Below are 18,058 nucleotides of genomic sequence, written 5' to 3'. Positions count from 1 at the left end.
GGCTCACCGTGCCACGTAGAGGGTAGCGCCGCCGGTGCGGTCGGCGATGGTCCGGCCATAGACCACCACCGGCGCCCCTTCGGCAAAGCCGGCGATGTCGTCCTCCACCGTCACGGTGTCGCCGATCCAGACGCCGGGCGCCCCGTCCAGCGCCGGCAGCTCGTAGAGGGTCGGCGGCGCCGACAGCTCGGCCACCCAGGCCGGCAGCTCGGCCGCGGCATCGGTGCTGAAGGTCAGAGCGGTCTCGACGGTGGCCACCTTGGCCGCGCTGCCCCAGGCCGCGGCGATCTCGTCGTCCACTGCAGACGGCACCTCGACCCACTCCTGGGCCCAGCGGGTGGCGTCGGCCGCGGTGGCGTCGGTAGCGGCGCTGCTGGAGGGGCTGGGGTTGTGGGCGCAGCGCAGCACCACCTGTTTGGCCGGCGGGTTGTGCTGGCCCTCGACATACTGCAGGCCCGTGGTGGTGCCGGCGGCGCTGCTGTAGGCCTGGACCGCCGCCGCCGCGGTCGGGCGGGGAACCCGCGTCACCACCAGCTGGCCGGCGGTGCCGACATACCAGCCGCCGCGCGGCACGCTGCCGACGAACTTGGCATAGGCGGCGGCATGGGTGGTGCTGTCGCCGGCGGCGAGGAAGAGCCCCACCGTGCGCGGGATGGCGTCCATGCCGGCGCTGTCCACCGTGCTGGCCAGCCCGGCGCCGGTGGCCAAAGCGGCGATCAGCTCCCCGATGGTGCGGCGGTAGACGCCGGCGAACTTGCGGCCCAGCACCTCGACGCGGAAGTCGGCATATTTCACCGTGGTGGTGACGATCCCGCTGGCGAGGTCGACCGTGAAGTGTGCGTTGTCCGCCGGCGTGGCGCCGCTCTGCTTTGCCACCCCGACACCGGAAGACCAGCCCCGCGGCACGTCCTGCACCGGCTTGCCGCCGCCGACAGACCAGCGGTGGAAGCCGTCGATGATGCCGAGATAGGTCGGCCGCGCCATCGGGCAGTGCCCGAGCGGCAGCTCCTTCAGCGTGTCCTTCAGCTCGGCCGGCCCTTCATAGCTGCCGGTGCCCTTGTAGCGCTCGGTCTGGATCGGTGTGTCGTAATCGAGGCGGGAGTCGTAGATCGGCAGGGCGATCTCGGTGCGCTTGGGCTTGGGCTGACCGACCCGGGCGGTCCAGATGGTCACAGCCTCGGCCAGCGGCGCCCCGTCCTCGATCTCCCGTTCGGTCACCGCCTGGATGACATAGTCGCCGGTCAGCAGCAGGTTGAGCGGCCGGTCATCGAGGGCGAGGCGCAGCCAGGCGCCGGTGTCGAGGTCCTGCACGGTGGCGAAGCGCTGTCCCGGGTTGCGCGAGGTCTCGTTGCGCAGCACCAGATCGCCGATCCGCAGCTCGGCCTGCCCGTCGGCGGCGCCCAGGCTGCCGATCGACACCGACGCGTCGGCGCCGGCGGTCACCAGCGGCAGCCAGGTGACGTTCGGCGGGCTGTCGGCCGGGCCGGACTGGTAGCCGGGGAAGGTGGCCAGCGGCAGCCGGTGGCGGTGGCCGCTGGGGCGGTGGAACAGGGTCAGGTCGACAAGACGCACCTTCATCAGGCGGCCCTCCGGGTGTTGGCGAGTTTGCGGGGCAGGTCGCTGGTGGCCGCCTCGACGCGGGCCAGCAGGGCGGCGGCATCGGCACCGATACGGGCGCGCTGGGTGAGGGCATCGCGGCCGATGGCGCGGACCTCGTCGCGCAGGCCCTCCACCGCCTCCAGCAGCTCGGCCACACCGGCGCCGCCGGCGTCGAGGTCGGGGCGGCGGAAGGAGACCATCGGTGCCGGCGCAGGAAGGCCGTTCACCGCCGCGTCGAAGGCCGACGCAATCCGCAGGCTGTCGGCGCTGGATGCCACCGCCGCCCCGCCGCCCTGCCACAGCAGCTCCGGCCCGCGTTCCCCCACCCACACGGCACCCGGCGGCGTGGCCAGGGTGCCGGTGGCAAAGCCCGGGATGCCGGCACCGTGTGCCTGCGCCCGCACCGCCGCCTCGAAGGCGGACTGGTGCCCCAGCTTCACCCAGGCGTTCAGCCCGCTGTCGAGTCCGCCGTCGTAACCGGCGGCGCGGACGGCGGCGAGCTGCTGCGCCTGGGTCAGCGCGTCCCAGGCGCGGCCGACGTCGTCCGGTGCGCCATAGCGTGCCCCGCCGGCGATGGCGGTGACATCGGCGCCGAAGGTCGTGGCCCGCTGGGTCGAGGTGGCCAGCCAGATGTTGAAGGCCTCGTCCAGCTGGCCGCCCCAGCCCATGGCGCGGGCGATGCCGTGCTGCTGCTCGGCCGACAGGCCATCCCAGGCCGACTGCACTGGCGCCGGCGCGCTGTAGTGCGGCCGGTTGTCGTTGCTGCCGGTCAGCGTCATCAGCGGTGTCAGCGCCGCCTGCCAGACGGCGTAAGACTGGTCCATGACGTCGCGCAGGCTGGACAGGCTGCCGAGTTGCCGCTGCCCGATCGCCGCGGCCTCGGCCCGGGCCTTCTGCAGCTCCTTCAGCTGGTCCTGCGCCACCTGCAGGTCCTGGGTGGCGGTATCGAGGCTCAGCCCGCCGGTGTCGCCCAGCTCGGCGAAGACCTTGTCCACCTTGTCGAACAGCACCGACGCGGTGCCGCCGCTGGCCGCCTTCTCCAGCGCCACCAGGGTGGGGCCGACCTGCAGCAGGGTCTGCCGGGCGGTGTCCTTGTCGGCATCGGTCGAGCCGCTGTCCTTTAGCACCGCATAGGCGGCGTCGAAGCGGTCGCTTGCCTCCTGGATCTTCTGGCGCGGTGCCAACGGCGAGTCGTCGCCCTCGCGCAGGGCGGCGCGGGCATCCTTGAACTGCTGGGCGGCCTGCAGCAGGGCGATGGCGCCGGACTGGATGGAGTCGACCACCTCCTGCTTGGCGGCGATCTCGCGGTCGTAGGCGTCCAGCAGGTCCTGCTGTGCCAGGGTGAAGGCTTGGCTCGCCCGCTCGGCCGCCTGCACCAGGCGCAGCTGGGTGGTGTCGTAGCCGGCCGCCTTGGCATCGGCCAGGGCTGCCGCCTGCTGGGCGTCCAGCGCGATCAGCCCGGCGCCGCGGCTGTTGCCGAGCGCCGCAACCATCCGGCTGACGATGTCGGTCTGGTAAGCGGAAAGCGCCTTGGCCTTTTCGGCCGCCGTCTGGGCGGCGTCGGCGCTGTCCTGCCACGCCTGGGTCAGGTACCCCACCATGGCGGTGTACTGGTCGCCGGTGACGGTGCCGTCGTAGAGCGCCCCATTCAACCGGCCCAGCGCCGCCCGCTCCGCCTCGATGGTCAGCGTGCCGCCGGATGCCGCCTTCTCCACCCCGTCGATGACGCCGGCCAACCCCTTGATGGCGGAGTCGGTCCGGTCGAGGCCTAGCCCCTGCAGCCGGTCCAACGCGCTGGACTTGACGTTGGGGTCGATCAACGCCTCGATGGCGACCGCGCCCTGCCGCTGAACATAGGCCACCGCGTCGGCGTATCTGTCCTGCAGCTTCTTGGTGTAGCGCGCCGCCAGCTCGGCCACCTCGCCGGTGGTGTAACCCAGCGACAGCAGCGCCGGCCGGAACTGCTCGAACTCGATCTCGGCCTGCTTGGTGGCCGCGGCCATGCCCACCAGCGGCTTGGTGGCCGGGCCGAGACCCATCATCGCCTCGATGCCCTTGCGGGCGGCGGCGGTCAACTCGGTCTCGGTCGCCAACCCCAGCTCGCTGGCCTTGCTCCGCCAATCGGTGATGTTGGTCTTGACCTGGTCGCCGATCGCCTTGGCGTTCTCGGTGAAGGTCTTCAGCAGGTTGTTCGTCGGATCCAGGCTGGCGTTCATCACGTCGAGCTGCTGACGAAAGCCGGCGGCGAAGCCCAGGTCGTTGGCCAGATCCTCGGCCTTGGTCGCCTTGGAGGTGCTCAGCGCCGTCTTCACGTCATCGTTGACGCCGGTCAGCTGGCCAGTGCCGATCAGCCCCTTCAGGCTTTCGCGCATGTAGAAGGCGATGGCCTCGTTCTGGTCGGTGAACGCGGTCTTCTGCCCGGCCTTGTCCCCCACGGTCGGGGTGACGTACCACTTGCCGTCCTTGGCAAACTGCTGAATGAGCGCCGTGTTTGCACCGTCGCCACCGGTCAGCTTGCCGCCGATCCCCGACACGATGGCGTTCATCGACGCTGCAACGGCGTCGGTCACCTGCTGCATCTGGCCAGCGTCGGCGCCGTTGTCCGCCAGGGCGGTGTCGGTGCGGAACCCACCCTTGCCGTTCAGGACGATGTTGCCCGAGCTGTTGGGACCGACGGTGGCCTTCTGGGTGCTTAGCATGCCCATGATGCCACCGACCACCGCGCCGATCGCCAGCCCGACCGGCCCGCCGATGGCGCCCAAGCCCATGTAGGCGGCGAGTGCCGACGCACCGGCGCCCAATGCCGCGCCGGACAGGCCACCCACCGCCTTGGAATTGGTGGCAGTGCCGAGCATGCCGCCGATGGCGCCGCCGAAGGCACCGGCACCCGCCGCACCCAGATAGGCCGACAGGCCGCCGGTGATGCCAGCCCCGGATACGCCGCTCGCGGAGCCGGTGTAGAGTGTGTTGGCCGCTGCTGTGTTGCCTGCTGCCGCTACGCCAGTCGCCGCATTGGCACTCGCTGCCCCGGTGATGGGAGCCGCAGTTGCCGCCGTGACGCTGGCAGGGGCGGCGGCAGCCCATCCGCCGACCGTTCCGATGCCGAGGGTGCTGTAGCCAAAGCTGTCGATCAGGCCGCTGATGCCGCCGGACCCACCGATGCCGAGCTTGTCCATCGCCCAGCCGGCGCCCTTCGACAAAGCGGTGTTGGTCAGGCTGCCGGTCAGGCCGCTGCCCTGCGACTGTCCCGTTTGCCCGCTGCCGCCGCCGAACAGGTCGAACAATGTGGGCAGGTTGCTGCCCATCACCCAATTCTTGATCGGGTTGATGACCGCCATCTTCAGCGCGAGTTGCTGCAACTCCACGCTGACGGTGCCGATGGCGTCGGCCCAGGACATCGTCGACTTGCCGGCGGCAGACAGCTTCTGCAGGATGGCGTCGAAGCTGCGGTCGCCGAACTGCTCCAGCTCCTGGTAGGCGGCGTTGGTTCGCTCCAGCGCCAAGTTCTGCCGGGCGAGCGCTTCGGCGTTGGCCAGATAGGCCTGCCCCTCCCGGCTGGCGGCGTCGATGTTGCGGTCGCGCAGGTCGATCAGGGCCTGGGTGCGCGCCAGCTCCACCGCGCGCTGTTCGGCCGACGCACCGATCAATTGCAGCTGCTTCTGCCCCAGCTCCAGCTGGTCGCGCTGCTGCTGAAGCATCGGCCCGGCCGCCGCGGCCGACTCCAGCTGCTGCGCCTGGGTCAGCAACTCGACGTAATGGGCCTTGGCCTCATTGTAGCGCTGGGTGCCTTCTTCCCCTTCCTTCAGCGCCAGCGTGTGGGCCTGTTCGGCCACCTCGGCCGCCTTGACCGCCTTCGGCCCCAGTTCGTAGGCGTCCATCAGCGCCCGAGCCGAGCGGATGCGGTCCTGGATCGGCTGGTCGGCGTCCTTGCGCAGCTGCTGGACGGTCAGCGCCTCCACCCGCGCCTCGGCCGCCGCGGCGGCCTCGCCGTAGCCCTTCAGTCCGGCCGCCGCCACGCGGTTGGCAGCAGCAGCCACGCGCTGGGCAGCCTCGCCCTTGCCGGCGGCAGCGGTCAGCCGCTGCTGGGCGGCGACGTCCATGGTGAGCTGGGTGACCTGGGCGCCCACCTCGCCGGCCAGCTCGGCCCGCGCCTTGCGCAGCAGCTGGGTGCGGGTGCTGCCCTCCTGCGCCGGGTCGAGGCCCTCGCGCAGCCGCTTGGCCACCTCCACTTCGACCTCGGCCGCCTTGATCGTCGCCGGGTTGCCCGATGCCCGCGCCCGGGCCAGCTTTTCGGTGGCGTCGGCCTCCAGTTTCAGCAGCCGTACCACTTCCGCCGACTCCGCCGGGACGATCTGGCTCTTCAGCCGGCCGCGCACGACGTCGCGCTGGGCGTCCCAGGTCTGATAGGCGGTGTCGTCGGAGGACCGGCCGCGATCCTGCAGGCCGGTGACGACGGGGGTTTTCTGCTCGGGCGGCGGCCCGACCATCTCCCCGACCCGCCGCTCCAGCCCTTCGGGCAGCGACAGGGTCCAGCTCTTGGCCCCAAGCTCGGCCAGCTTGGAGGCCACGCCACCCACAGCAGAGCCCAGCCCGGCGAAGCGCGAGGCGGCGGTGTCGGCGGTCTGGCCGGCGGCGAGCACCGCCTTGGCCGCCTCGTCCGCCGGGTTGGTCAGCAACGCCAGCCGGGCGGCCAGCTCCTTCGCCGTCCTGGACGCGGCTTCCGCCTTGGTCGCCGGATCGGCCAGACGCTGCGCCAGATCCAGCAGCGGCTTGCCGGCGGCGCCGGCGTTGCGCCCGACCTCGTCCAGCACGCGTACCAGGTTGGCGATCGCCTCCGGATCGTCGGCCGCGGCCGAACGGAAGGCCTGGAACGCGATGCGCAGCCGGTCCACCCGGTCGGCCGCCAGCCCCATCTGCTCGTAGACGCGGGCCGAGCTGGCGCTGTCGGTGGAGACGTTCCAGTCGCCCGACACCGGCCGCGCCACCGAATCCGGGCGGTAGACCGCTGCCGACGCGGCGCTGCGCTGGGCGGCGATCGCCTTGGCCTGCTCGGCCAGGGCCTCGTCCAGCTTGATGCGGGTCACCGCCCGCATGCTGTCGGACAGGTGCCCGTACTGGATGGCCAGCTGCTCGACGTCCGCGGCCGAGTCCTTCACCGCGTCCTGGGCGGCGCGTTGCGCGTGCTCGAAACTGTCGGCCGCGTCTTCGGCCGCCGTGGTGCGGGTGGCGAAGACCGCCACCGCCGCGGCGCCGGCCAGCAATGCCGCCCCCCACGGTCCGCCGACCACCCCGAGCATGCCGGCGCCGGCGGCCTTCACCCCGTTCCACGCCGTGGTCAGCAGCGAGGCGCGCTGCGCCAGGGCGACGCTCGCTGCATTGGCGCTCACCGCCATGGTGGTGAGGTGGGCGTCCGCCACGACCACCGCTTCGCCGGCCGCGGCGGTGGCGAGCTGGGCGGCGCGCAGCCGGGCCAGCGAGGCCATCTTTTCGGCGTCGGCGGCAATCGAGGCCTCGCGCGCCATCACCACGGTGGCCTCGGCGTCGCGCTCGGCCGCAAGGGCACGCGACAGCACATAGACGTTGGTGGTGAGCGCCGTCTTGGCCCGGGCCGACGTCAGCGCCGACTCGGCCGATGCCAGCGTGGTTGCCGCTCCGCTCGCGGCGGCGGCCTTGGCCGCGAACTCCGCCTCGGCCGCCTGGACCGTCGCAACCGTGGCGACCCGCGCCGTCTGCGCCCGGATCAGGTTCTGCGCTGCTGCCAGCTTCTCGGCATTGGCCGCCTCGGCCGTGGCCACCGCCTTGGCATAGAGGGCAACCCGCTGGTCATCGATGGCCTGGGTAACCGCGGCAATGCCGGTCGGCATCATGCGCGCCGTGGCGATGGCGCCCAGCGCCAGGGCGGCACCGCCGGCGGCCTTGGTCACCGCATCGAGGTTGTCGGCCAGCACCAGGATGCCGGACGAAATGCCGGCGGTCAGCCCCACCGCCTGGTTCATTTGGCCGATCTGGCGCTGGGCGGTGTTGGCCAGCACCGTCAGGCTGTCGGACACCGTGGTGGCGATGTGGCCGAACTCGGTGTCGATGGCGGTGCTCTGCTTCAGCAGCGCATTCACCACCTTGTCGGCGGTCAGAGCCCCCTGCTCGGCCAGCGACTTCAGGGCGCCCCGCGGCACGCCCAGCCCATCGGCCAGGGCCTTGGCCAAGCGTGGGGACGCCTCCATGACGCTGTTGAACTCGTCGCCGCGCAGCACCCCGCTGGCCATCGCCTGCGACAGCTGCACCAGGGCGCCGGCGGCGGTGCCGGCCTCGGTGCCCGAGATCTTGAAGGTCTTGGAGATGGTCTCGGTCAGCCGGATCACCTGCCCCTGGGACTTGCCCATGGTGAGGGCGGCATCGGCCAGCGAGGTGTAGAGCCCGACCGTCGGTTCCATGGCCGAACGGGCGCGCTGGGCGGCCTGGAACAGCTGCTCCTGAACCGCCACCGCCTTTTCGCCGGCGCCGGCATAAAGCGCGATTTTCGAGGCGGACAGACTCCAGGCGTCGGCCGCTTTGATCGCCTCGCCGGCCCCCTGCGCCAGCCCGATGCCGGCGACCACGCCGGCGACGCGGCCGGCGGCGCTGCCCAGCGCATCGAAGCTGGAGGATGCTCGCCGCACGGAGCCGTCGACGCGGCCGGCGAACTGGTCGACGCGGGCTTCCGCCTGCGACAGCACCCGCCGCAGGCCAGAGTCGTCCGCACCGACCGGTACCATCATGCCGGGGAAATCAGCCATGCCGGTCTCCGGAAACGAAAAGGGCGCCGGTCACCCGGCGCCCCTGCCCTTGTCCTGTTCCGGGCGCTTCAGGCCGAACACGACCCGCGCCCGCTCCTTCAGCTCCGTCACGTCCTTGGGCTTGCGGCGCGGCTTGCGCTTGGCCCCCGGTGTGGTGGCGGCGAGGAAATCGACCTTCCCGTCCAGGGCCAGCTGGATGTCGGGGAACGGGGCGTCCAGCGCCTCGCTGCGCGACCACCCCAGCCAGCCGGTGGCGTACTGGAACATCCGGTCCACGTACTCCGGGAAGGTCAGCCGGCTTCCCCCGATGCGGCGGCCTCGCTGCCGGCTTCAGCCGTCCCAGCTTTGGGGGTTTCCGTCTTGGGCGCCTTGCCGCCGCCGGCGAGGAAATTGAGGAACAACAGGACCTGCGGTGCCACGACGACGACACCTTCGGCGAAGATCGCTTCAGCGGTGGCCTCGGCCTGCTTGCCGACGCGGCCGGCGGCGGCGTTGACGACATTCACCAGCGTGTCGAAGTCGAAGGCGTTGGTGTTGGTGAAGGCCTGCTGCAGCCCGCCATACAGGCGGCAGATGGTGCGCGAGGCGCGGACGTTGGCGAACAGCTCGACGTCTTCGCCGTCGAGGCTGATGGTCATTACGCCGTGCGCGAAGCGCGGCGCCGTGCTGGGGACGGTCATGGCAGGATCTCGCTTTGGACGGGGAGAAGGGCCGGCAGCCAGGGCGGGCTGCCGGCGTCAGGGCACCGGCGCTTACGGCGCGTCGGCCGCCACCTCGATCGGTTCGGCGTCGATTTCGAGGCCGACGCTGGCCTCGATCACCTTGTCGTTGCCGCCGATTTCGGTGGTGTAGGACATGACGTAGGCGCGCATGTAGATCGTGGTCGGCGTGCCGCCGTCCGGGGCGTCATCGAACTCGATCTTGATGTTGTAGGCGGCCTTGCGGTTCTTGGCCGCGGCGCGGATCGCCGTCTGGCCGGCGCCGGTCGGAACGCGGGCCAGCTTCAGCGTGCCCGAACCATAGTCGACGGTGCCCTTCTTCTTGTGAACGGCCCCGTCGCCCAGCGTCTTGTAGGTGACCTTCTCGAAGGTCTCGCCGAAGGCGCCGATGTCCTCGATCTCTTCGACCTCGGTCCAGGCAAGCGCCTTGTACTGGGCTTCGGTGGTGCACAGGGCGGTGGTGGAAAGGAACAGGCGCGTGCCGGCGCTCTGAACAGCGTTGCCGCTCATGGGAATGCCCCTCCTTCGGGCAAAGAAAAAGCCGCCCGAAGTCCGGGCGGCGGGGAAGCTCCGGAGGCTCCGGAGGGCTCAGGCGTCGGACTCAGGCGTTGGGCTGGCCGAAATTGGTCTGGTAGGTCACGGCGAACTGCAGGCGGGTCACCCCGGCCTTCAGCTCGCCACTGGTCAGGCGGTCGGTGACGGTGCGCACCAGCTCGATGCGATCCACCGTGCCGGCGAACTTGCCGCCGCCGGCGATCACCTGCTCGATGCGCAACGCCATGGCGTCGAGCTGGTCGTCCAGATCGGCGCCGGCGCGGACGTAGCCGTCGACATAGAGGTCCATGCGCCGCAGCTGGCGGCGGCTGCCCATGGTGATTTCCTGCGTTGCCTCGTCGGGCGTGAACAGGCCGATGCAGGGCAGCGCGTCCGGCTGCAGCGGATCGTCCCGGTTGGCGGTGACCGGAGCGACGGAGGCAAGCGCCGTGGCGATGGCGGTGCGGATCCGGGTGCGCGGGTGCATCAGCGCGACTCCCGCAGCAGCAGAACGGTCATGCCCTGCCCGTCCGGCCGCGGCTCGGACACCGTGAAGGACAGGCCGCGCACCTCGACGGCGGCGCCGGCGGGCACAGGCCCGCCCATGTCAGCGTCGACCACCGCCAGCGAGGTCATCAGGGTGGAGACCGGCCCGTCGCCGGTGTCCACCTGATAGTGCCGGCGGTCGAAGATGCCGGTGACGGTCGCGTCGGACCGGCCGGGACGGCGGATCACCGCCGGCTCACCGAAGGCACCGACACAGGCGGCGTTGAGGTCATTGAAGAACATGGCCGATTATCCCTGCAGAGCGGCCCAGGCCCGGTCACGCTGGTCGGCGGTGATGTCCGCCGCCAGCAGCTCGCCCAGCGCCTTCAGGTCCGGCTTGCCGCCCTTGAAGTGCTTGGCATTCGCCGGGTCCAGCTTGCCGATCGCCGCGATGATGCGGTCGAGCGGCAGTTCCTCCACGTCGGCCGCGTCGCCGGCCTTCACCCAGCGGGCGAAGCCGCGGGTCACCAGGGAAGCGGCCTGTTCGTCCTCCGGGTCCTTGACCTCGATGACGGCCCCCGGCCGCAGCGCGGTCTCCTTGGCCACCTTCACGGTGACCAGCAGGCGCAGCTTGGCCATGGATCACCTCACCGTCGCGCACATGCAGGCGTTGGGACGCCGCGGGTAGACCAGCGGCGCCGACTGGCTCAGCAGCATGCGCCGGCCCGGGTTCTCTTCGATCCAGCTCTTGGGGAAGACCTCCAGGGCCTGGTAGCCGGCGCGCGGGTCGAGGATGGCGCCATGGGCCTGGATGCCCTCCATGGCCCCAGTGGCGCCCAGCAGCACCGTGTAATCCGGCAGCAGCTCCTTGGTGGCGCCGGCATCCTTGTAGGTGTCGTTGTAGGTGTAGAACTCCACCATGCCGATCCGGCCCTTGAACACCGGGGTACCGGGCACGCCGGGCTGGAAGCCCATCTGGACGATGGCGGCCTGCCCCAGGGTGCGGTCGAGCACCTTCTCCAGCTTGGGGTCGGCCTCGAACAGCGCCCAGGCCTTGGCGTCCATCACCACGACATTGACCGCGGCGCCGGACTTGCGCCCCACCAGGTCGATCCATTCCGACACGTCGGCATAGGGCGACACGCCGGCCTCGCCCCATCGGGCGGCGCCGGACAGCACCAGCGACAGATCGCCATCGCGCTGGAAATCCACCAGGACCTCCGGGTAATCGTCGCCCTTCACCACGCATTTGCCGGTGCGCAGGACCTCGGCCGCCATCACCTCCTTGCGGCGCAGGATCTGGTTCAACTGGCGCTGCAGCTTGGAGCCCAAAATCGCCTGTTCGCGGGCACCGGCCGACAGGGTGCCGGTCAGCGGTTCACCGGCCAGCCGGCGCAGCGGCTCGCCCGGCTTGATGTCGTGCAGCGGCTTCACATAGGCCGGGGCGAACATCCGGGTTTCATAGCCAGTGTCCGACCCGACGCGGCCGGCGGCGAGCGGCGAAACGAAGGGGGCGATCTCAATGTCATCGACCTCGACGTCGAAGATGATCTTTTCATCGTCGCTGAAGCTGGCCAGCGGGAAGAACATGTTCAGCAGGAAGCGGGGGGCCTTGGCGCGCAGCGACTGCAGCACCCCCAGCATGGCAAGGGTCGAATAGATGTCCATGGGTGGGGCCCTCAGAGGAAGATCGACAGGTCGCGCAGCGCGTCGGCCGCCGACGCGGCGGAGTGGCCGGCGCCGAAGGTCAGCTGGTCCGGGTTGAACTCGCCGCTGAAATAGGCGATGGCCTCGACGTCGCCGGCGGTGGCATCGACCGGTTCGGCCAGGATGGCGCAGGGCTTCTCGGTGCCGTCGTTGGCCATGGCCACCGACAGGACGAAGCGCTTGGTGCCGCCGGTGCGGCCGAGCACGGCACCGGCGGGCAGCGCACCGACGCCGCTGGCAACGGTCACCAGCCGGGTGATGCGCGGAAAGTCGCCGCCGATCAGGGACGGCAGCGGCTGATTGCTCTGGGAGGAGAAGCTGGCGGAGGTCATCGGGTGCCGTCCTTCTTCGGAATGAGACCGACAGCGGCCATGCTGGCCAGCACCGCGGCGGCGGCCTTCTGGTCGTCGCTCAGGGTGGCGGTGTCGGTCGAGGCGCCGACGGTCGGGTTGGGGTGGGCGTCCATGGCGGCGAGCGCCAGGGGGTTGCCGGTAGAGGCACCGGGCATGGTGGCCCCGATGGGTGCAGCCTCCAGCGCGGCGCAGGCGGCCTCGACCGTCAGGTCGGTGTTGAAGGCCAGATGCGCGGCGAGCTGGACGCGGCCGGCGGCGGCAGGCGCTGCGAAGATAGCGGCGCAGCGCTCACGCTCACCGGGGGCGTCGGCCTGCTGGCCGGTAGCATTCTTGTCGCCCCCGTCGCCATTGCCGGGCGCGTCGTCGTCATCGCCGTCTTTCGGCTTGTCCTTGCCCTTGTCCTTCTGGTCGGCATCGTCGCCGGCACCGGCCTGCGGCGTGGTGCCGCCGGTGCCGGTCTTGGTGCTGTCGGTGCCCGCCTGGGTCTCCCCGTCCGCCGCCTTGGAGCGGCCGAAGGGGTTCAGGTGAGCGAAGCTGAACGTCTTCACTGGGTGTCCCTCACATGATCCACCAAGGCCGAAAAGGCCCGGTCGGGTGGCAGGACCGCATCGGCCAGCCCAAGGCGCACGGCCTCGGCGGTGCCGACCGGCCCCTCAAAACAGCGGGCCTCGGTGGCGAGGACCGCCGCCACGTCCAGCCCGCGGGCGCGGGCGACGGTTTCGGCGAAGAGCTGGCGCAGCGCGTCGACCTGCCCCTGCCACTCGGCACGCACCGCCTCGGACAGCGCGGCATAGGGGTGACCGTCGGTCTTGTGTGCGCCGGACTGGACGATGGTCGGCTTCAGCCCGGCCTCCTCCAGCATGCGGGAATAATCCCAGTGCATCAGCCAGACACCGATCGAACCGACCCCACCGGTGCGCGGCACCGCGATGCTGTCGGCGGCACAGGCGATGGCGTAGGCGGCGGAATAGGCCTCTTCGCTGCAGATCGCCCCAACCGGCTTGCCCGTCGCCGTCTTCATGGCGACGATCCAGTCCATCAGGTCGAAACAGCCCTGCGCGATGCCGCCGCCGCTGTCGATGTCGAGGCAGACGGCGCGCACGTCCGGATCGGCGAAGGCATGCGCCAGTTGAAACCGCAGCCCGTCATAGCCGGTGACCCAGCTGCTGCCGATGTATCCCAGCTTGGGCACCAGCAGCCCGGCGACCGACACCACCGCCACACCCTGGTCGACCTCGTAGGGCCGGCGGGTGCCGTTGATCTCGCCCAGCCGGTAGCAGCCAGCCGGCAGCTCCCCGCCGGCGCGGTTCGCCTGGGTCAGCTGGACCATGCGCGCAGCCGCCGTCTCGGCCCAGGCTGGGGACACCAGCACGGGCTGCATCGTCTTCAGCATGTCGGGAAACTCCGTCAGGCGCCGGCCGGCGGCTCGGGCTGGTCTGGGGTGGGCATGAAGTTGACCTCGGGCAGGGTCAGCCCGCGCGCCTTCAGCGCCTCCTGCTCCAGCGCGATCTGGTCCAGCAGGTCGTCAAGGTCGCGGCCCTGGTCGAGGGCCTCGTCGCGCAGGGTGGAGATGCCCAGCCGCACCCGCATCGCCGCAGCGGTGATTTCCTTCACCGGGTCCACCCAGCCGCGTGCCGGCCCGCGCCACACCCCACGCAGCCACGCCTGCCGCCGCGCCCGGCTTTCGGAGAATCCGGGAAGGTTGAGGTAGCCGCGCCACACCGCTTCCTCCAGCACCAGGTCGAGCGTCGGCCGGCACCAGGTCAGGGTCTTGTGCATGCGCAAGAACAGCACGAAGCGCCAGCCCTCCAGCAGCGACGCGCGGGCGCTGGAGTAGTTGGTCTTGCTGAAGTCGCGCATGAAGGTCTCGTAGGTCATGCCGATGCCGGTGGCGATCAGCCGGCTCACCGTAGTGACGAACCCGTCCATGCCGGCGCTGGGGCGGTTGGACGAGTAGCCCTTCAGCGTCTCGCCCGGCAGCAGGCGCGGGATGGCGCCGCCCGGGCCGATGCCGAGCTGCACTGCCGGCTGGGCGTTGCGCATGTCCATGTAGCTGTTGGCGTCGCCGAACAGGTCCAGCAGCGTCTGCCCGTCTGCCGGGCTTTCCAGCACCGCGGCGATCACCGCGTTGACCACCGCCGCCTGCAGCTCGGCCCGCTGAAACCGGGCGCGTTGCTTCAACTCGGTCATCACCGGCGCGAAGACCGACACGCCGCGGTGCTGGCCCGGGCGCTTCTGGTCGAAGGAATGGATCACCACCCGCCGCCCACCCGGCCCGCGCAGCGGCACCCGCTGCCACTCCGCCGCGGCCATCGCCCAGGGCATGAACAGGTCGCCCGGATGGCTGCTGCGGACATGGTAGGCGACGGGCGCCCCGTATTCGTCGATCTCGACACCGTCGCGCAGGCGCGGGTCGCCGATGCGGTCTTGCGGATTGGACAGGCGGTCCGCCTCCACCGTCTGCATGACGGTGGCGAAGCGGCTGCCCAGCCGGCGCTGCCGCTCCGGCAGCCACAGCGCCAGCTGCAGGCTTTCGCCGGCGACGAGGTCGGACTGCACCGACTGGCGCAGCATCGCGCCGAAGGGCAGCTGGCCGGTGACGTCGCAGGCGTCGCGGTCCTCGCTCCACTCGTGCCAGATGGACTCGATCCGGCGGGCGGCGTCCTGCGCCTCGTCACGGCCGATGCCCAGCGCGCGATAATCCGGCATCGACTGGAAATCCAGCCCGAAGCCGATGGCGCTGTCCTTCAGCGACTGGACGGCACCGGAGACCAGGGCGTCGTTGCGTTCCAGGTCGCGGGCGCGGGCGACGATGGTCTGGCGGTCGCCGTCGAGGTCGGCGTCGGGAGAGCCCGCCGCCGGCGTCCAGTCGCGCAACTCGGGCGCGTTGCCCGATCCGGCGAGAAAGGCACTCATGGCCGCCTGCGCCCGGGCCCGCCGGATCTCGGCCTGGGTGATCGGCCGGCCGTGCCGGTCGAGGATGACGGGGGTGGTGGCCATCAGCCGATCATCCGGACATAGGGCGACACCGCCGGCCCGCGCCGGCCCTTGGCCGCAGCGATCTGGCGTTCCAGCGAGGCGATGTAGCTGGCCAGCTGGGTGGCGTTGGCCGGGGCGTATTCGACCACGCGGTCACCGAAGCGCACGCTGACCTGCTGCTGGCCGAGCTGCAGGCCGTGGTAAGCGGCCCGCGCACCGGCGAGCCACGCCTCAAGGGTGGTGACGTCGGTCATAGGTACAGCTCCCCTTTGTCGGTCGAGGCCGCCGGCGGCGGCGCCACCGGTTGGACGGCAGCAGCCGGCTGGCTCAGCCGGCGTGCCCGCGCCACCGCCGCGGCGATCGCGTCGGCCGGCGTCGGTTCCGTGTCGGTTTCGCTGGCGGCCTCGCCGGCTTCAGCGGGCGCTGCATCGATGTCGGCCTCACCCAGCTTGACGTATTTGCCGGACAGCGCCTGCAGGCCGCACACCGCGGCGTAGGCGTAGACGAAGCACACCCCGGCCTCATGGGCCTCAGCCGGCTTCTGCCACACCGTATATTGCTGCCCGCGCGGGACGATCAGCCGCTCGCGGGTGAGCTGGGCGAAAAACTCGTCGTCCAGCTCGCGGGCGCCGTCGACGGCGGCTTGCGGGAAATGCACATGGCGCGGTCCGGGCTTGTCCACCGCCAGGCTGCCATAAGCCCAGTCACGCGCGGCGTTGCCGCCGATCATGTACCAGACATGGCCCAGCTTGCTGGACGGCTTGCGCGGCCACACCTTGCCCCGCTGGCCCCGGCTTTCCGAGCGGCCTTTGATCGCCCACACCCGCCGGGAGCGGCGCTTATTGGCGAAGGCATAGACCTCCTGCGTGTGGTGGCCGCCTGAATCGATGCAGGTGGCCCGCACGTCCAGCGTGGTGCCGTCCGGCTTGCGGTACCGGCGCAGCAGCACCTGCTCGTCCAGCGCCGCCCACACCTCGCCCTTGGCCGGATCGCCGACCAGGACGAAATGGCCGATTAGCCAGACCTCCAGCCCACGGCCCCAACCGTAGACGGAGGCCTCCAGGCGCGGGTTGACCTTGCCGGACTGGACGTCCACCCCGACGGTGATGAACTCGACACCTGCCGGCACCTCGGCCGGGTACAGCTCCATGCGGTCGATGAAGCTGCTGCTCTTGACCTCCTGCCCGTAGGTCGCCCGGTAGGGGCGGCCCAGCCGCAGGTTCATGAAGGGCTGCACCAAGCTGGCCGGATCGGCCTGCGCCTCCAACCATTCCTGGACGATCACCGGCCAGGCGGCGTTGGGATTGAGCGACATGCCGGTCCACAGATGCATGCCGACATGGCCCGGCACCTTCGCCTTGGCGGTCGGGCGCCACTCGCCGTTGGCGTCCATCCACGCCTTGTGCCGCTCTTCGATGATGCAGCCGCAGGTGCCGACGTACCACACCTTGTCCAGGGTGCCCTCGGCGTCCAGGCTCCACTTCAGCCCGTGCGGCACGTCCGGCCCGCCCCAGTCCAGATACTGCCAGCCGTCGAACTGGCCGGCGGCATCGGAGCATTGTGGGCACGGCACGAAGTAGCGCCGCTGATCCGATGCCAGCCACAGCTTCCACACCCGGCTGGTTTCGAACAGCAGCGGGGTGGAGCCGCGCACCATCGAGCGGTTCCAGAAGGTTTCGCCGCGCGTCCAGAACAGCTTCAGCTTGTCGCCCTGGGTTTTCGCCCCGGGCGTCCAGCCGTCGCCGTCGATTTCGTCGGCGAACAGGAAGCGGGCCGAGTAGCGGCGGAAGGCATCGTCCGACGCGGCGCCGACCACCCGCACGCTGGCGCCGTTGCTCAGCTGGTAGAAGGCGGCGTTGTCCTGCTTCTCCCCCTTCTTCACCGGCCGCATCAGCGGTTTCAGCGCCGGCGTGTCGCGCAGCATCGGGGCGATTTCACCGCTTCCAAAGTCTTCCGCGTCCGGCACGGTGGGTTGGGCGATGGCGCACAGCGTCGGGTCCTGGTGCAGGTGGTAACCCACCGCCAGCGTGGCGCAGCGCGTGTAGCCGACGCGGGCCGCCTTCAGTACGGTCAGCAGCGGCACCGCCGGATCGCACATGGCGTCCACCAGCCCGCGCTGGTAGCCGTAGAGCGTCACCTTGCCGTGCTCGGCCCCGGTGCCCTTCGGGATCCAGCCGAAGCGCTCGGCCCACACGGAGCCGCTCATGCGCTCCTGGAACTTCAGGCTGCCCTCGAACAGGGCCAGCAGCGCCCGGCGCAGCTCGCCCCGCCCGGTCCGGTAATCGCCGTGACGATGGGCGCTGACCCGCGCCGCCGCCTCAAGCCCGCGGTTCATCGCCCACCGCAGTACCCCAGCCCTTGACCAGCTCGTCGCGGGCGGCGTCGAAGGCCCGATTGATTTCCGTCTCGGCCAAGGCCTGGATTTCCGGCGCCCCGGTCATCGCCGCGGCGCGGCCGGCGATCTTGGCCACCGCATTGGACAGGCCGGTCCGCAGGCTGATGCAGAAGCCGGCGACGTCGGCCGCGGCCTCATGGCGGTTCACCACCTCGTTCAGCGCCTCGTCGGCCTTGATCTCGGCCACCACCGCATCGGCCACCGCCTTGCGGCGCTTGGCCTCGTCGGCGGTGATGACGCCGATCTCGCCCTCATAGCCGGCGGCGACGTCGGCCACCGCACGGTCCACCAGCCAGCGGTGGACATCGGCCGTCGCGAAGGCCCATTCCCGGCCCTTGGCCCCCTTCTCCGCGAAGGGGCAGCCGTCGCGCACCCACGCGTCGACGGTGGGCAGGCTGACGCCGAACAGGTCGGCCAGCTCCGCCCGGTTCACCCGTTGGCCCGGTTTGGACATAAACAAAAACCTCGATTCAAAAATTTCTCAGAGGGTGGACCGGTGCGGCCCGAATTACC

General features: G+C 70.8%; 16 protein-coding genes. All 16 read right to left on the bottom strand.

The annotated features are described in order from the left end of the window. Positions 1-3: 3 nt before the first annotated feature. Positions 4-1,578, bottom strand: a complete 1,575-nt coding sequence (locus tag GBZ48_RS21660) for a hypothetical protein (RefSeq protein ID WP_174472900.1) — start codon at positions 1,576-1,578, stop codon at positions 4-6. Next, the gene (locus GBZ48_RS21655; RefSeq protein ID WP_174472899.1) at positions 1,578-8,372 is read right to left on the bottom strand and encodes a tape measure protein; all 6,795 of its coding nucleotides are present in this window, start codon (positions 8,370-8,372) and stop codon (positions 1,578-1,580) included. The genes GBZ48_RS21660 and GBZ48_RS21655 overlap by 1 nt, the downstream gene beginning before the upstream one ends. A 30-nt stretch (positions 8,373-8,402) precedes the next feature. Beyond that, positions 8,403-8,639, bottom strand: coding sequence for a hypothetical protein (locus GBZ48_RS21650; protein ID WP_174472898.1), 237 nt, complete (start codon positions 8,637-8,639; stop codon positions 8,403-8,405). 23 nt (positions 8,640-8,662) lie between these two features. Then, the gene (locus GBZ48_RS21645) at positions 8,663-9,052 is read right to left on the bottom strand and encodes a hypothetical protein (protein ID WP_174472897.1); all 390 of its coding nucleotides are present in this window, start codon (positions 9,050-9,052) and stop codon (positions 8,663-8,665) included. Positions 9,053-9,124: 72 nt separating this feature from the next. Further along, the gene (locus GBZ48_RS21640; protein ID WP_174472896.1) at positions 9,125-9,601 is read right to left on the bottom strand and encodes a hypothetical protein; all 477 of its coding nucleotides are present in this window, start codon (positions 9,599-9,601) and stop codon (positions 9,125-9,127) included. Positions 9,602-9,692: 91 nt separating this feature from the next. Next, positions 9,693-10,112 carry a hypothetical protein gene (locus GBZ48_RS21635; RefSeq protein WP_174472895.1) on the bottom strand — a complete coding sequence of 140 codons (420 nt, stop codon included), beginning with the start codon at positions 10,110-10,112 and terminating at the stop codon, positions 9,693-9,695. Continuing rightward, on the bottom strand, positions 10,112-10,414 hold the full coding sequence (locus tag GBZ48_RS21630; RefSeq protein ID WP_174472894.1) for a head-tail joining protein: 303 nt from the start codon (positions 10,412-10,414) through the stop codon (positions 10,112-10,114). Before GBZ48_RS21630 ends, GBZ48_RS21635 begins: the two co-directional genes overlap by 1 nt. Positions 10,415-10,420: 6 nt before the next feature. After that, the gene (locus tag GBZ48_RS21625) at positions 10,421-10,750 is read right to left on the bottom strand and encodes a hypothetical protein (RefSeq protein ID WP_174472893.1); all 330 of its coding nucleotides are present in this window, start codon (positions 10,748-10,750) and stop codon (positions 10,421-10,423) included. 3 nt (positions 10,751-10,753) lie between these two features. Next, positions 10,754-11,779 (bottom strand): major capsid protein, encoded by a 1,026-nt coding sequence (locus GBZ48_RS21620; RefSeq protein ID WP_174472892.1) that lies wholly within the window; start codon positions 11,777-11,779, stop codon positions 10,754-10,756. An 11-nt stretch (positions 11,780-11,790) separates the two neighbouring features. Next, positions 11,791-12,150 carry a head decoration protein gene (locus GBZ48_RS21615; RefSeq protein WP_109048426.1) on the bottom strand — a complete coding sequence of 120 codons (360 nt, stop codon included), beginning with the start codon at positions 12,148-12,150 and terminating at the stop codon, positions 11,791-11,793. Further along, on the bottom strand, positions 12,147-12,719 hold the full coding sequence (locus GBZ48_RS21610) for a hypothetical protein (RefSeq protein WP_174472891.1): 573 nt from the start codon (positions 12,717-12,719) through the stop codon (positions 12,147-12,149). The genes GBZ48_RS21615 and GBZ48_RS21610 overlap by 4 nt, the downstream gene beginning before the upstream one ends. Next, positions 12,716-13,564, bottom strand: coding sequence for a S49 family peptidase (locus GBZ48_RS21605; protein ID WP_174472890.1), 849 nt, complete (start codon positions 13,562-13,564; stop codon positions 12,716-12,718). Before GBZ48_RS21605 ends, GBZ48_RS21610 begins: the two co-directional genes overlap by 4 nt. A 14-nt stretch (positions 13,565-13,578) precedes the next feature. Beyond that, on the bottom strand, positions 13,579-15,171 hold the full coding sequence (locus tag GBZ48_RS21600) for a phage portal protein (protein WP_246307367.1): 1,593 nt from the start codon (positions 15,169-15,171) through the stop codon (positions 13,579-13,581). After that, the gene (locus GBZ48_RS21595) at positions 15,171-15,404 is read right to left on the bottom strand and encodes a phage head-tail joining protein (RefSeq protein WP_174472889.1); all 234 of its coding nucleotides are present in this window, start codon (positions 15,402-15,404) and stop codon (positions 15,171-15,173) included. The genes GBZ48_RS21600 and GBZ48_RS21595 overlap by 1 nt, the downstream gene beginning before the upstream one ends. Next, positions 15,401-17,485, bottom strand: coding sequence for a terminase gpA endonuclease subunit (locus tag GBZ48_RS21590; RefSeq protein ID WP_174472888.1), 2,085 nt, complete (start codon positions 17,483-17,485; stop codon positions 15,401-15,403). The genes GBZ48_RS21595 and GBZ48_RS21590 overlap by 4 nt, the downstream gene beginning before the upstream one ends. Beyond that, positions 17,469-17,999 carry a terminase small subunit gene (locus GBZ48_RS21585; RefSeq protein WP_174472887.1) on the bottom strand — a complete coding sequence of 177 codons (531 nt, stop codon included), beginning with the start codon at positions 17,997-17,999 and terminating at the stop codon, positions 17,469-17,471. The genes GBZ48_RS21590 and GBZ48_RS21585 overlap by 17 nt, the downstream gene beginning before the upstream one ends. Positions 18,000-18,058 lie beyond the last annotated feature (59 nt).

Source organism: Azospirillum melinis (assembly GCF_013340935.1).
Classification (GTDB): Bacteria; Pseudomonadota; Alphaproteobacteria; order Azospirillales; family Azospirillaceae; genus Azospirillum; species Azospirillum melinis.
Note: the sequence above shows the minus strand (reverse complement) of the source record. Positions and strands in the feature narration are given on the sequence as shown.